1 protein-coding gene is annotated in these 550 nt (G+C 66.5%); it reads left to right on the forward strand.

What is annotated here, in order from left to right:
- A partial coding sequence (locus AC1RMY_RS26530) for a sulfate ABC transporter substrate-binding protein (RefSeq protein WP_492869743.1) occupies window positions 1-550 on the forward strand: 550 nt, incomplete at both ends.

Genomic DNA, 550 nt, shown 5'->3' on the forward strand with positions numbered 1-550 from the left:
CAGGCGCGGACCGTCATCGACGGCCTGAACGCGGACGTGCTGACGCTGGCGCTCGCCGGAGACATCGATGCGGTGGCCGAGCGCTCGAAGAAGCTGCCGCTGAACTGGCAGTCGCGCCTGCCGCAGAACTCCTCGCCCTACACCTCGACGATCGTCTTCCTCGTGCGCAAGGGCAATCCCAAGGCGATCAGGGATTGGGGCGATCTGGTGAAGCCCGGCGTTCAGATCATCACGCCGAACCCGAAGACTTCGGGCGGCGCCCGCTGGAATTACCTCGCCGCCTGGGCCTATGCCGAGAAGGCCTTCAACAAGGACGAGGCCAAGGTCCGCGACTATATCGGCAAGCTGCTCGCCAACGTCCCGGTCCTCGACACCGGCGCGCGCGGCGCCACCACCACCTTCACCCAGCGCGGCATCGGCGACGTCTTCCTGTCCTGGGAGAACGAGGCCTTCCTCGCGCTGAAGGAGTTCGGCGCCGACAAGTTCGACATCGTCGTGCCGAGCCTCTCGATCCTGGCCGAGCCGCCGGTCACGATCGTCGACGCCAATG

Source organism: Allobosea sp. GW822-FHT03F07 (assembly GCF_058801345.1).